Source organism: Flavobacterium noncentrifugens (assembly GCF_900100375.1).
GTDB lineage: Bacteria > Bacteroidota > Bacteroidia > Flavobacteriales > Flavobacteriaceae > Flavobacterium > Flavobacterium noncentrifugens.
In genome coordinates this window covers 493,787-508,018 of record NZ_FNEZ01000002.1, presented here as the reverse complement: position 1 = coordinate 508,018, position 14,232 = coordinate 493,787, and the positions used below count along the sequence as shown (strand labels likewise).

Here is a 14,232-nt window from a genome sequence, read left to right as displayed (position 1 = left end):
AATCCACTCTGAAAAATGATTTCATACAATACCAAAGACTGGTTTACTTTTATTTTTAAGTTTCACAAGGCCGATACATTCCGGACGCTTGCTCCTATTATGGCCGCCATTGGATTGTACTCCGGAATTGTGGGTTACATGGAAGTCGAATTCTGGAAATTATCTGATACGAGCTACATTAAAAACATCACGATCATGCACAGCATGCTGGGATTTGTAATCTCGCTGCTGCTTGTTTTCAGGACAAATACAGCATACGAACGCTGGTGGGAAGGCAGAAAATTGTGGGGCGCTTTGGTCAATAACAGCCGGAATCTGGCAATTAAATTATCGGCGATTTTAAAGTCGGATGACGATAAGAAATTTTTCAGGGAAATGATTGCAAATTATGCTTCGGTGCTGCACATTCATTTGAAAGACAGCGACGTCAGCAAGGAGCTTTTTGACAATTTGGATTTGGAGATCGATCATCACAAACACCGCCCGAACCAGATTGCACAGATGATGTTTGAACGCATTAATATTTTATACGAACAGCAAAAAATCACAGGCGACCAATTGATCATTTTAAATTCAGAGTTGCAGTCTTTTACTGATATCTGCGGCGCTTGCGAGCGGATTAAAAACACGCCAATCCCTTATTCTTATAGCGCTTTCATCAAGAAATTTATTTTCTTTTATGTGATGACTTTGCCTTTTGGGTATGCGTTCAGTATTGGATATTATGTTGTTCCTGTGGTCGTTTTTATCTTTTATGTATTGGCCAGTTTGGAATTGATCGCGGAGGAAATTGAAGATCCGTTTGGCGATGATGAAAATGATTTGCCAACGAGAAAAATCTCTGAAAACATTAAAAAGCACGTCGAAGAACTCATCTGATTTTCATTCGAAAACAAAAATTTAGCATTTCCTTGAAAACGTTTTCGCAAATTATTCCTTACTTTTAAGGCTTACTCCTTTTTGGTATGAATGCACAGAAAACGCTTCTTCACACACCGGTTTTATCGAATGAAAAATCCCTCAAGACTTTGGTCGAAAACCGCACCGTTTACTCTTTAAACAATTGCGAACTCAATCTTTTTGAAACCTATGAAGCATCGCAATTGGTGCCTCTGAAGTTCAATGATCTTGTGGTGACGAGCATGTTGCGCGGAAAGAAAGTCATGCATCTTTTTGACGACCCGGGTTTTGATTACCTGCCGGGAGAAACTGTTGTGATTCCGTCCAATGTCGAAATGAAAATTGATTTTCCTGAAGCGGCAAAGAATAATCCTACGCAGTGTCTGGCATTGGCGATCGATCAGAGTAAAATTACCGACACCTTGAATTTCCTGAACGAGCGTTATCCGAAAGAAGGCAGCGACCAATTCTGGCAGCTTAATTACCAGAATTATTTCTTTTACAATAATGTAGATTTGGCCGCGACCATTAATAAACTGATCAAAGAATGCATGAGTACGTCGATCACGAAAGATGCGCTGGCCGATTTGACTTTGCAGGAATTATTGATCAGAATTATCCAGACGCAAACCGCAAAATCGATAGACGACGGATTTTTCAATGATCCGAACAATCCGATCAGCGCTGTTGTTGAATACATCCGAAAAAACTTAAAAGAAAACATTTCGCTCAAAAACCTCAGCGACAAAGCGTGTATGAGCACGACTTCGTTTTATCGTTTTTTCAAGCGTGAAATTGGCATGAGCCCGATTGAATTTGTATTGAACGAAAAAATCCGCTGTGCCAAAAAACTGCTCAAAAATCCCGGAATGCAAATTAATGAAGTGTGTTATTTATCAGGATTTGAAGATTGCAATTACTTTATCAGATTGTTTAAAAAACATGAAGGCATTACGCCCAAACAGTATCAATTGCTGTATGTGAATTAGGACAATTAGAAAATTTGCTACCCGAGGCTTTAGCCGAACTGGCGAAGCAATTAGAAAATTAGATAATTTCTGCTACTCTATATATTTTACGGGTTCTAATTTTAATTCTTCTTCGGGCGTAAAAATGCGGTATTCAATTTTAAATGTTTTTTTTAAAGGCGTTTCCAATGAAAATCCGCCAACCCCAAAAGCATCGATCACATCTAACGTGAAATGTGCGTGTTTCCAGTATTCGTATAAATCTTTGTCGACCCAGAATTCGGTATCTTCAATTGTTCCGATGCAAACGTCGCCCATTCGTTGGTAATAACCGCCTTTTTCAAAACACTGCGGCTGCGTGCCTTCGCAACATCCTCCGGCCTGGTAAAACATTAAATCGCCGTGTTTTTCTTTTAAAACTGCAATTAAATCTTTGGCTTTTTTTGTGGCGTCGATCCTGGTTTTCATAGTCTGGATTTTATTAAAGGTACAATATTGGCAAAATTAAAACGATATAAAATAAAAAACACCGCACCAAAAATCAGGTACGGCGTTTTCAACAAATCAATTTTTAAAAGAATCCGAGTTTCTTTTTGTCGTAAGAAATCAGCATATTTTTAGTTTGTCGGTAATGTCCGAGCATCATTTTGTGGTTTTCACGCCCGATTCCGGATTGTTTGTAACCTCCGAAAGGCGCGCCAGCAGGATAAGAATGGTATTGGTTGATCCAAACACGCCCGGCCTGAATCGCTCTCGGAACCTGATAAATTTCATGTGCATCGCGTGTCCAGACTCCGGCTCCGAGTCCGTACATCGTATCATTTGCAATTTCAATCGCTTCTTCAGTGGTTTTGAAAGTCGTTACGGCAAGCACCGGCCCAAAAATTTCTTCCTGGAAAATACGCATTTTGTTGTGGCCTTTGAACAAGGTTGGCTTAATGTAATAGCCGCCTTCGAGGTCGCCGCCAAGATGATTTTCATCGCCGCCGGTCAAAACCTCTGCGCCTTCTTCTTTTCCGAGTTTGATATACGAAAGGATTTTTTCTTTTTGTACGAGTGAAGCCTGAGCACCAATCATTGTTGATTTATCCAAAGGATTTCCTGCGATAATCGCTTCGGTTCTTTCGATTACTTTTGCAATGAATTTGTCGTAAATGTCTTCGTGGATTAACAGTCTTGACGGACAAGTACAAATTTCGCCTTGATTCAATGCAAACATTACCGCGCCTTCAATGGCTTTGTCAAAGAAATCATCATCGTGGTCTGCGACTGAAGGAAAGAAAATATTTGGGGATTTTCCACCGAGTTCCAAAGTCACCGGAATGATATTTTCAGTCGCATATTGCATCACCAAACGGCCTGTTGTAGTCGATCCGGTGAATGCCGCTTTTGACACTTTTTTGTTCGTTACCAAGGCGCGTCCAAGTTCAGCTCCAAATCCGTTTACGATATTAACCACGCCCGCCGGCAATAAATCCCCGATCAGTTCCATCAAAACCAAAATGGAAATTGGCGTACTTTCAGCCGGTTTTAAAAGCACTGTATTTCCTGCTGCCAAAGCCGGAGCAAGTTTCCACACAGCCATCAAAATCGGGAAATTCCACGGAATGATTTGGGCAATCACGCCTAAAGGTTCGCTTAACGCGATGGAAACCGTATTTTGATCGAGTTCGGCAATGGAACTTTCTTCTGCACGGATCACACTTGCAAAATACCTGAAATGGTCGATAGCAAGCGGAATATCTGCTGCCAAAGTCTCACGAATTGGCTTTCCGTTATCAATCGTTTCCACTGTCGCGATATATTCGAGATTGTCTTCAATTACCTGAGCAATTTTATTCAGCAAATTGCTGCGCTCCGTTGAAGAAGTTTTTCCCCAGGTTTTGAAAGCTTCGTGTGCGGCATTGACTGCCAATTCTAAGTCGGCTTTGTCAGAATGCGCCGCTTGTGTAAAAACTTTTCCGTCAATTGGAGAAAGCACGTCAAAATATTGGCCGTTGACCGGAGCCGTAAATTTTCCGTTGATATAATTGTCATACTTTGCCTTAAATTCAGGTCTTTGTGCGATATTGCTCATAATGCTAAATTTTTGATTCACTCAAAATTAGCTTTCGAAGCACAATTAAAGTAGCATAAATCGGTCAGGTTGTAGCATTAAAATTTCAGATGTGTTGTTTTAACTATCATTTATTAAAGCATTAACAAAAAGGAAATTAAAATAATACATTATTCTCAGAAGAATTTTTAACTGATAACACAAATCAATGGCTATTTTTCTGAATCTGATTCGTTCGCATGATTCATTTTCGAAACCGTCTCTACAAAATCTTTCTTTGTACTGTCTGAATACGCTTTATCATTGATATTGAATTCTTTGCCCGGAATGTCGCCTGGCTTTTTATCGTCAAGCGAATTTGGATTCGTTTCAAAGCTGTGGTTTCCCGGTTTTGGCGGATCGTTTGGCGGAAGGCCGTCGCCAGGAACTTTATAACCATCTTTATTCGGGTCTTTTTTGGGATTGTAGATATGCTCTTCCATGATTTTAGTGTTTTGAATTTTGATAAATTTACATTTGGATGGACGAAAATCCATTACAGAATTATTCAATTATCTTACATCAATCTAAATCGGTTTTTTTGTTGATATTGTTAAGATTCATTGTCCATTATCCATTGTCAATTGTCCATTGTTAATTATCTTTGCAGCCGTACAAAAAAATGATCTATGAAAATTTCATACAACTGGTTAAAGCAATTCATTAAAATCGACTGGAAATCTGAAGAAACCGCTGCGTTGCTGACGGATCTCGGCCTCGAAGTGGAAGTGGTTGAAAAATACCAATCGGTAAAAGGCGGATTGGAAGGAATTGTCGTTGGCCAGGTTTTGACTTGCGTACAACATCCTAATGCCGACCGTTTAAAAGTAACGACTGTCGATTTAGGCGATGGAACTCCGGTGCAGATTGTTTGCGGCGCTGCGAATGTTGCGGCCGGACAAAAAGTACCTGTTGCAACGATTGGAACGGTTTTGTATGATAAAGACGGGCAGCCGTTCACGATCAAAAAAGGAAAAATCCGCGATCAGGAAAGCCACGGCATGATTTGCGCCGAAGACGAACTCGGACTTGGAACCAGTCACGATGGCATTACGGTTTTGAGCGAGGATTTAAAACCCGGAACTTCTGTTGCGAAAGTATTCAAAATTGAAAATGATGAGATTTTCGAAATCGGGTTAACGCCAAACCGCGCCGATGCGATGAGTCATTTGGGAACTGCGCGTGATTTGCGTGCCGGTTTGCTCCAAAAAGGTGTTAGTGTTGAATTGATCACGCCATCGGTAAGTAATTTCCGAATTGATAAAAGGACTTTAAAAATCGATGTGGATGTAAAAGACATCAAATTGGCCCCGAGATATTGCGGCGTAACGATTTCCGGAATAAAAGTCAAAACTTCTCCGGAATGGTTGCAAAACCGTCTGAAATCAATTGGGATCAATCCAAAAAATAATGTAGTCGATGTTACGAATTATGTGCTGCACGAACTTGGGCAGCCGCTTCATGCATTCGACGCATCTAAAATCACCGGGAAAATTTCGGTAAAAACATTGCCTGAAGGGACAAAATTCACAACTTTAGATGATATTGAAAGAACGCTTCACGCGGAAGATTTAATGATCTGCGACGAAAAAGGACCGTTGGCCATTGCAGGTGTTTTCGGTGGAAAAAATTCAGGAGTTTCTGAAAACACGAATGCCATTTTCCTCGAAAGCGCTTATTTCAATCCAGTGAGCATTCGCAAAACGGCGAAAAGACACACTTTAAGCACCGATGCTTCTTTCCGTTTTGAAAGAGGAATTGATTCGACCATTACCGAATATGCGCTGAAACGTGCGGCTTTGCTGATTCAGGAAGTTGCAGGCGGGGAAATTACGTCAGATGTCATCGACATTTATCAAAAGAAAATCGAGGATTTCCCGGTGTTTTTAAATTATGCGAAAGCAGCGAAACTAATTGGGCAGGATTTGCCAAAGGAAACGATTAAGAAAATCCTGGCTTCGCTTGATATTAAAGTCAATAGCGTGACCGATGCCGGTTTGGGACTGATTATTCCGTCGTATCGTGTCGATGTGAACCGTGAAATTGACGTGATTGAGGAAATCCTTCGCGTTTACGGTTACAACAACATCAACTTCACGAAAAAATTGAACGCGACCGTATCCAATTCGCCACGAACAGAAGATTACAAAGTGCAGAATATCGTTGGAAATCAATTGAATTCGTTGGGCTTTCACGAAATGATGGCGAATTCACTGACTTCTCCGGAATACATTCAGCTGACAGAAATGTTGAAAGAAGAACACAACGTTACGATGCTAAATCCATTAAGCAGCGAACTTTCGGTCATGCGCCAATCGTTATTATTTTCAGGTCTGGAAGCGGTTTCATACAACATCAACAGGAGAAATTCGGATTTAAAATTGTTCGAATTCGGGAAATCATACCACAAATTTGAATCGGGTTACGAAGAGCAAAAACACCTCACTTTATTCGTTTCGGGGAACCGTGGCGGGGAAAGCTGGGCGACCACGCAAAAAACTTCCGATTTCTTTTTGTTTAAAAGTTATGTGAATGCAATCCTGTCAAGGCTTGGCATCGAAAAAACACAAACCCAGCCGTTGGAATCTGATTATTTTGCGGAAGGCATTGCGATTGCTGCAGCGAATGAAATTTTGGTCGAATTCGGGACCGTGAAAAAATCGGTCTTGAAACATTTCGACATCAAACAGGAAGTTTTGTTTGCTGATTTCAACTGGAATTTGATTCTGAAACTGATTTCAAACAAGATCAAATTTGCCGACATCCCGAAATATCCTGAAGTGCGGCGCGATTTATCCTTATTGGTAAACAACGAAGTATCATTCGAATCGGTTTATAAAATTGCGCGCCAAAGCGAAAAATCATTATTGAAAGAAATCAATTTATTCGACGTTTACGAAGGCAACAATCTGCCGGAAGGCAAAAAATCATACGCCGTAAGCTTTGTCATCCAGGACAATTCGAAAACGCTTACCGATGCCCAGGTAGATAAAATCATGGGCAAGTTGCAATCCAATCTCGAAAGTGAATTGGGCGCTACTTTGAGGTAATCTCAGCGATAAAAATCATCAAACGCATTTCTGCTTTAAAACGGAAATGCGTTTTTTGTTGTTAAAATTTTCGTGAAAAAAGCGGCTACATTTTAAAAAATGATTAGCTTTAAATATCGTTAATCGATTAAACAACCATCAGATGAAAATTCCAGAACAATACCTTCCGGTCGTTCCGTACCTCGTTTTAAATGATTCCAAGCGGTTTTCAGAATTTGCCAAAACCATTTTCGAAGCGACAGAACAACACATGAGCCTGCACGAAAACGGCGATGTGATGCATGGCGAACTCCGGATTGGCGACGCGGTAATTATGTTTACCCAGGCATCTGAAACTTTCCCGAACAAACCCGCAGGCATGTTCATTTATGTTGAAGATGTTGGTAAAGTTTATGATCTGGGCTTGCGCCAAAAATGCCTGAGCCTGATGCCGCCCGAAAAGAAAGATTACGGCTACACGGCTGGATTTGAAGATCTTTTTGGGAATCAATGGTGGCTGGTGCAGGGCGAATAGAAAAATAATTTATATTTGGATAACAACAACTTAAATAAACAACAATGAAAATCAAAATTTTAGCAATCGTCGCTTTTTTATTTGTGGCTAGCTCGATCAAAGCACAATCTGCGGCAGACAAATGGCCGGCACTTAAAGAATTTCATGGCGTCATTTCGCAGACTTTCCATCCGGCGGAAACCGGCGACCTGAATCCGATCAAAGCACGTTCGGAAGAACTTTACAACAAAGCAGCGGCTTTATTAAAATCGGATATTCCTGCAGAATACAGGACGAATGCGATCTTGGCATCGGCAGAAAAATTGCAGATGAAAGCAAAAGCACTTGACAAGTTGGTCAAAGCCAAAGCGCCTGATGCGGATATTACGAAATCATTGACGGAAGTCCACAATATTTTTCATGACATTGCCGGACTTTGTTCCGAAGAAAAGAAATAACCTGAAGCCCGATCTAAAAATCGGGTTTTTTTATTGGAATCTTATAATTTTTGAGTCAAGTCCTGTAAGCAAAATATTACTCAAAAACTGCAATTTTGAATATCCGCTTAAACGAATGAAATGCATCTCAAAAAGATCAAAAACATTTGTTAGTTATATAAAAAAATTGGGAAAAATTGCTATTTGAAAAAGGTGTTCTGTGCAGAACGCCTTTTTTATTTTGGTTTTAACGTTGTATGCCGAGACGTTTCAAGATGCATTGCTTACTTTTGTAAAACACACTTTTTTTATGAAAACAATTGCAGCAATCAGGAAAAATTACAATTTTATCATCTTCCAAAAATTAATTGTCGGTTCTGTTCTAATAGGTTTTCTGGCAGCTTTCCTTGGAATGTCTTTAAAGAAAATAACCGAACATTATGAATCGGTTTTTTTCAACCAGGCTTCAGAAAATAAATTCTTATTTGTGGTTTTTCCAGCTATCGGATTGTTTGTGATTTACTTTTTGAGACAATACCTTTTTAAGAAAAAAGAAAACAAAGGCATTAAAGAAATTTTTGAAAGCACGAATTCTAAAACCAAAAACCTTCCAGTCTATAAAATTACGTCACACTTTTTCAACGGATTTCTCACCGTGATTTTCGGCGGATCGACCGGAATTGAAGTTTCGACAGTAGTTGCTTCGGCCACCATCGGATCAGTTGCCCAACAAAAGGAAAATGTCTTTCGCAAATACAAATCGGAGTTGATCTGCGCTGGGGTTTCAGCCGGGATTACAGCACTTTTCTGCAGTCCGCTTGCCGGGATTTTATTCGCTTATGAAGTCATTTACAAAAAAGTATCGCGGGTATTTTTATTCACAAACGGGATTGCGATTTTAGTGGCGTTTGGTGTGGTCACGATTTCAAAAGAAGCACCGCTTTTCGCGATCGACATTGCAACCTGGCATTTCAGGGCAATTCCGTACTTTATCCTTTTGGGGATTTTAGCCGGAATGCATTCGGTTTACCTGACGAAATGTGTGCTGTTTTTTAAATCGAATTTCTTCAAATCGAAAACGCAAATGACAAGAATTGCTTTCGGAGCGGCGATCATCAGTATGTTGTTATTGATTTTGCCACAATTGTATGGCGACGGTTACCACGCGATCCATCAGGTTATTGAAAATCCGAATCTCGTCCTGACATTGACATTGGCACTGACCTTTATGTCATTAATTTTCATCAAACCAATTATCACTTCTGCGACTTTGGCATCCGGCGGAGATGGTGGTGTTTTCGCGCCAAGTTTATTTATTGGTGCTTTTTTGGGATTGCTGACGGCTTTGGTCCTGAATACTTTTTTTGATGCGCATTTGATTCCGCTGAATTTTCTCGTGATCGGAATGGCAGCAATGCTGAGCGCGAGCATTCACGCGCCCTTTACGGCTTTGTTCCTCGTGTGCGGACTGACTGGCGATTATACCTTGTTCTTCCCGATTCTATTGGTTTGCCTCGTTTCAAAATACACCGCAAAAATGATTTATCCGTTTACGGTATATACGATTCCGGTCCCTTTATCCAAATAAATCATGCCGATCAAAAAAATCAAACGCGGTTATAGAACGACAAAGTACATTTTATATAAGGAAACTTTAGTCGATTTTAAGGAACATTTTTGGGCGTTTCTGGGTTCGTTCATCGGAATCGGGATTATCGCTTATCTGCAATCGCGGCAGCTTCCAAATTCAGATGTTGTTTTCCTGATCGGGTCGTTTGGCGCATCGAGCGTTTTGGTTTATGGCGTGATCCAAAGTCCGTTGGCGCAACCGAGAAATTTAATCGGCGGGCATTTGGTTTCGGCCATTATCGGTGTAACTGTTTTAAAAATATTCCCGGATGTTTTATGGATTACCGCCCCAATGTCCGTTTCGCTTTCGATTGTCATGATGCAAATTACAAAAACGCTGCATCCGCCGGGTGGCGCAACTGCTTTAATTGCCGTTACAGGTTCGTCAGCGATTAAAAACATGGGCTATTGGTATGTGATTTCACCGGTTTTGAGCGGCGCTTTAATATTATTGATTGTTGCTTTGATCTTCAACAACATGACTTCAAACAGGCATTATCCGAGTCATAAAAAGTACCACAAACTTCGAACTCGAATTCGGGAAAAATTTCTAAAAAGATAATTGTAGCTGCATTTTGTTAATTACTTTTTCGGGGATTACTGAATATAAATTTTACCTTTGCCCTTTCAAAAATAATAGAATTATGGTTTATAAATTCAGAGTAATTCTCGACTCGGAAGAAGATATTTTCCGCGATATTGCGATACTGGAAGACGACACGCTCGAAGATTTTCACAATGCGATCGTCAATGCTTTTGATTTTGACGGAACAGAACTTGCGTCGTTTTATACCTGCGACGACCAATGGAACCAAGAAGATGAAATTTCGCTTTTTGACACCGGCGATGTTCCGGGCGAACAGAAAATCATGAGCGATTATTCCCTTTCGGAGATATTAAATACAAACAATACGAAAATTATTTATGTATATGATTTCTTAAATATGTGGACATTTTTAGTGGAACTGGCTGCGATTGAAGATGTTGCTGCAGCAGAAATTTATCCAAATACTTTATTCAGCCACGGAATCATGCCGCTTGACGCCGGAGATAAATCGTTCGAAGCCGATGACATGCACAATGACATTTACGGCGAATTTGAAGACGATTTAGACGAAGACGACCTGGATATGTTTGATGACAATGAGAATTTTGAGGATTTCGGGTTTGAGGAAAACTGGAATTAAGTTCAATTAATAATTAACAAGTAATAATTAACAACTCCAAACCGGATTTTAATTAGGACACTTTCAATCGCGACAATTTTCAATTATCCATTATTAATTGTCCATTAAATTTATGATCAATCTTTACAACACCAACATTGACACGCTTTCGATTCACCGTGTGGGAAACAAAAGCCGCAACGAAGCGATTTTCTTATCTGAACAGCCGTTTGGGATGAACGATGAAGTCGCGCCGCTGATCAAGGAATTTTTCTTTAAGCCGTTTCGTGACAAGGAAGAAAATTATTATCAGTTTGCACATGAGATCGATCTGGAATACAACGACATGTACAAATTTGCGACAGAAATGTTTGAAAATCCATCGAATGCACATGACATTTCGAAGAAAATCACGAAGCATTTATTTGAACAATCGAATCATCCGCACATTAAGAATGGTGAAGTTTATGTGACTTATCTGACGAATTTAACGATTGACAACAATCCTGTGGATGCTATCGGGATTTTTAAAAGCGAGTTGCAGGCCGACTTTTTACAGTTTGAAGAAAAAGGAACGACGCTCGAAATGATTTTGCAACACGGCATCAACCTGAACAAACTTGACAAAGGCTGTATCATTTTCAATTATAAAAAAGAAGAAGGCTATAAAATCCTGACTGTAGACAGCAACCGTTATGACGCGCGTTACTGGCTTGAGCATTTCCTTTCTGTGGATGCTTTTGAAGATGAAAATTTCATCACCAAAAAATACCTGAAATTTTGTCAGAATTTTGCTAAAGATGTCGTGCTTCCTGCTGAAGATAAAAAAGAAGAAGTAATGTTCATGAACCGGTCGGTGAATTATTTTGCCAAAAACGACCAGTTTGAAGAAACGAATTTTTTAAATGAGGTTTTGGACAATCCTGACCTGATCCCGGAATTCAAAAACTATAAAGTAGACAAAGGCGAAAAATACAGCATCGAGGATATTACTTCGTTTCCAATTGCAAATGCTGCGGTTTCAGACGCGAGGAAATCGATTAAAAACGTCATCAATCTTGACACGCACATTCAAATCAAATTGGATTTTATCAATCCCGAAAGCGCTGAAAAATATGTGGAAAAAGGCTGGGACGAAGAAAAACAAATGTACTATTACCTGGTTTATTTTAACAAAGAGCAGAAAAGCTAATTTACTTTTCTAATAGTCAGATACTTAAAACCGGATTGTTATTTGCAGCCGGGTTTTTTTTGTACCTGAAAATAAATTTCATCGATAAAGTGTTGTTTTATTTGTAAGTATTGTATTTCAAATAAAATAAATACATGTAGTTCATCGGATTTTTAGACATGAACAACTGATTTTTTAGTAAGTTTATTACTCCAAAATCTACAGCGAATGAAATCGATTACTTACAAAAAACACTCCTTGAAAGGCAGATTGCTGTGTGCTATTTTTGGGCATAAATTCAAGACGATAAAATTTATCACCGATCATTTTAAAGAATTTGAATGCCGCATTTGCTACCTTCAGGTTACGAACGAAATTACGGATAAGAAAGTTTCGCTTACGCAGGAACACCGTGAAATTAACCGCACTTTGATCAGGCTTTATAAAAAGAAAGACTACCAATTTTAATTTGTGCTAATTTAATTTTAGCAGTAACAAATTCTTACCTTGTTCGTCCAATAGCCAACTTAAAAAACGAACAATTTGGAAACCATACTCTCCATAAAAAATCTGAGCAAAAACTACGGTTTGGTTCAGGCTGTTAAAAATGTTTCCCTCGAGATCCAAAAAGGCAATGTTTACGGCATACTCGGCCCGAACGGTTCCGGAAAATCCACCACTTTAGGAATTGTTTTAAATGTCGTCAACAAAACTTCGGGCGAATACAGTTGGTTTGGCGGCACGATGCAAACCCACGACGCACTCAAAAAAGTCGGTGCCATTATCGAAAGACCAAACTTTTATCCCTACATGACTGCACAGGAAAACCTGGAGTTGGTCTGTAAAATCAAAAACATCAATTATTCAAAAGTGACTGAAAAGCTCACGCTCGTTGGGCTAATCGACAGGAAAGACAGCAAGTTCAGGACTTTTTCTCTTGGTATGAAACAGCGGTTGGCAATTGCTTCTGCTTTATTGAACGATCCCGAAATCTTAATTCTGGACGAACCAACCAACGGATTGGATCCGCAGGGCATTCACCAGATCCGGGATATTATCAAGCATATTGCTTCTCAGGGAACGACGATTTTGCTTGCTTCGCATTTGCTTGATGAAGTCGAAAAAGTGTGTTCTCATGTTTTGATTTTGCGAAAGGGCGAAATATTGTATTCGGGTTCTGTAGACAGCGTGTCGGCAAACCAGGGATTTTTTGAACTTCAGGCCGAAGATAATACTGCTTTAAAAGCTTCGCTTCAGCGGCATTCAGCCATAGAAAAAATTACCGAAGACAACGGAAAATTACTCGTTTATCTTAAAGAACCTTTAGAAGCTGTAACATTGAACCGTTATTTATTCGAGCGAAATATTGCACTTTGCCATTTGGTGAAACGAAAAGTGAGCCTTGAAGAGCAGTTTTTAGAACTGACAAACAGCCAATCATCAATCATCAATCATCAATCAAAAATAATTAAGGAATGAAACGATTAATCGCTATCGAACTCCAAAAAATATGGAAAAACAAAGCAAGCCGTGTGCTGATGCTGAGTTATTTCATCCTGCTTTCCTTTATTGCGCTGATCGCATCGATCAAATTCAACATCGGGAATTTCCAGCTTCACATTGCCGAACAGGGTATTTTTAATTTTCCGTACATCTGGCATTTCAACACTTATATTGCTTCCATTTTAAAATTTTTCCTGGCCATTGTAATTGTATCGATGATGGCAAACGAATACAGCTATGGCACATTGAAGCAAAATTTGATTGACGGGATGAGCAAACGGGAATTTATCGAATCGAAGTTCCTGACGGTTGTCCTTTTTGCATTGGCATCAACCGTTTTCGTATTTCTGATGTCGCTGATTTTAGGCTTCAGCTTTTCATCTTATACAGAAGTGGGAATCGTTTTTTCAGACATGGAATATCTGATCGCATATTTTGTAAAACTTACCGGATTTTTCTCTTTTTGTTTATTTCTTGGAATTTTGGTCAAACGTTCGGCATTTGCACTTGGATTTCTTTTGGTCTGGAACATTCTTGAAGGCATTGCAAGCGGCATACTTCATTTCAAAATTTTTCCTAACGGCAGCACCGCATCTTACATTACACAGTTTTTTCCTCTGGAAGCCATGTCTAATTTGATTGTGGAGCCATTTACGCGTTTGTCAATCATCAAAACCATCGGGACACAAATCGGAATGGAGAATACAAAAGATTATGGTGTGCACTGGTATGGTATTTTAATCGTTTTGGCATGGGTGGTTATATTTATGTTAATGTCTTATAAATTATTAAAAAAACGGGATTTATAGTATCTTTGGCG

At 39.5% G+C, this 14,232-nt stretch carries 15 protein-coding genes; 12 read left to right on the top strand and 3 right to left on the bottom strand.

Annotated elements, in window-relative coordinates:
• Window positions 1-15: 15 nt before the first annotated feature.
• Both BLS32_RS06970 and BLS32_RS06965 read left to right on the top strand, forming a co-directional pair.
• The gene (locus BLS32_RS06970; protein WP_091393296.1) at window positions 16-879 is read left to right on the top strand and encodes a bestrophin family protein; all 864 of its coding nucleotides are present in this window, start codon (window positions 16-18) and stop codon (window positions 877-879) included.
• Between the two features lie 86 nt (window positions 880-965).
• A complete protein-coding gene (locus tag BLS32_RS06965; RefSeq protein ID WP_091393294.1) occupies window positions 966-1,889 on the top strand; it encodes an AraC family transcriptional regulator in 924 nt (307 codons plus the stop codon).
• Window positions 1,890-1,961: 72 nt separating this feature from the next.
• On the opposite strand, the gene BLS32_RS06960 is transcribed toward BLS32_RS06965, so the two are convergent.
• The 3 genes from BLS32_RS06960 to BLS32_RS06950 all read right to left on the bottom strand — a co-directional run bounded on the left by BLS32_RS06960 (window position 1,962) and on the right by BLS32_RS06950 (window position 4,406).
• A complete protein-coding gene (locus tag BLS32_RS06960; RefSeq protein WP_091393291.1) occupies window positions 1,962-2,336 on the bottom strand; it encodes a DUF779 domain-containing protein in 375 nt (124 codons plus the stop codon).
• Window positions 2,337-2,439: 103 nt separating this feature from the next.
• Complete coding sequence (locus BLS32_RS06955; protein ID WP_091393290.1) at window positions 2,440-3,945, bottom strand: aldehyde dehydrogenase family protein; 1,506 nt, start codon at window positions 3,943-3,945, stop codon at window positions 2,440-2,442.
• A gap of 191 nt (window positions 3,946-4,136) precedes the next feature.
• A complete protein-coding gene (locus BLS32_RS06950) occupies window positions 4,137-4,406 on the bottom strand; it encodes a hypothetical protein (protein ID WP_139171703.1) in 270 nt (89 codons plus the stop codon).
• 186 nt (window positions 4,407-4,592) lie between these two features.
• On the opposite strand from BLS32_RS06950, the gene pheT reads away from it, so the two are divergent.
• The 10 genes from pheT to BLS32_RS06900 all read left to right on the top strand — a co-directional run bounded on the left by pheT (window position 4,593) and on the right by BLS32_RS06900 (window position 14,221).
• Window positions 4,593-7,013: a phenylalanine--tRNA ligase subunit beta gene (gene pheT / locus BLS32_RS06945; protein ID WP_091393284.1), complete on the top strand. Its 2,421-nt coding sequence runs from the start codon at window positions 4,593-4,595 to the stop codon at window positions 7,011-7,013.
• Window positions 7,014-7,155: 142 nt separating this feature from the next.
• Entirely contained in the window at window positions 7,156-7,527 is a 372-nt protein-coding gene (locus tag BLS32_RS06940; protein WP_091393282.1) for a VOC family protein, read from the top strand.
• A gap of 44 nt (window positions 7,528-7,571) precedes the next feature.
• Window positions 7,572-7,964 (top strand): hypothetical protein, encoded by a 393-nt coding sequence (locus BLS32_RS06935; RefSeq protein ID WP_091393279.1) that lies wholly within the window; start codon window positions 7,572-7,574, stop codon window positions 7,962-7,964.
• A gap of 289 nt (window positions 7,965-8,253) precedes the next feature.
• Window positions 8,254-9,531, top strand: a complete 1,278-nt coding sequence (locus BLS32_RS06930) for a chloride channel protein (RefSeq protein ID WP_091394650.1) — start codon at window positions 8,254-8,256, stop codon at window positions 9,529-9,531.
• A 3-nt stretch (window positions 9,532-9,534) separates the two neighbouring features.
• Window positions 9,535-10,134, top strand: coding sequence for an HPP family protein (locus tag BLS32_RS06925; RefSeq protein ID WP_091393277.1), 600 nt, complete (start codon window positions 9,535-9,537; stop codon window positions 10,132-10,134).
• 82 nt (window positions 10,135-10,216) lie between these two features.
• Window positions 10,217-10,759, top strand: coding sequence for an IS1096 element passenger TnpR family protein (locus tag BLS32_RS06920; RefSeq protein ID WP_091393274.1), 543 nt, complete (start codon window positions 10,217-10,219; stop codon window positions 10,757-10,759).
• Between the two features lie 112 nt (window positions 10,760-10,871).
• Window positions 10,872-11,930 carry a nucleoid-associated protein gene (locus tag BLS32_RS06915; protein ID WP_091393273.1) on the top strand — a complete coding sequence of 353 codons (1,059 nt, stop codon included), beginning with the start codon at window positions 10,872-10,874 and terminating at the stop codon, window positions 11,928-11,930.
• Between the two features lie 207 nt (window positions 11,931-12,137).
• A complete protein-coding gene (locus BLS32_RS06910) occupies window positions 12,138-12,377 on the top strand; it encodes a hypothetical protein (RefSeq protein ID WP_091393270.1) in 240 nt (79 codons plus the stop codon).
• 75 nt (window positions 12,378-12,452) lie between these two features.
• The gene (locus BLS32_RS06905; RefSeq protein ID WP_091393268.1) at window positions 12,453-13,388 is read left to right on the top strand and encodes an ABC transporter ATP-binding protein; all 936 of its coding nucleotides are present in this window, start codon (window positions 12,453-12,455) and stop codon (window positions 13,386-13,388) included.
• A complete protein-coding gene (locus BLS32_RS06900; RefSeq protein ID WP_091393265.1) occupies window positions 13,385-14,221 on the top strand; it encodes an ABC transporter permease in 837 nt (278 codons plus the stop codon). The genes BLS32_RS06905 and BLS32_RS06900 overlap by 4 nt, the downstream gene beginning before the upstream one ends.
• The last annotated feature ends 11 nt before the right edge of the window (window positions 14,222-14,232 follow it).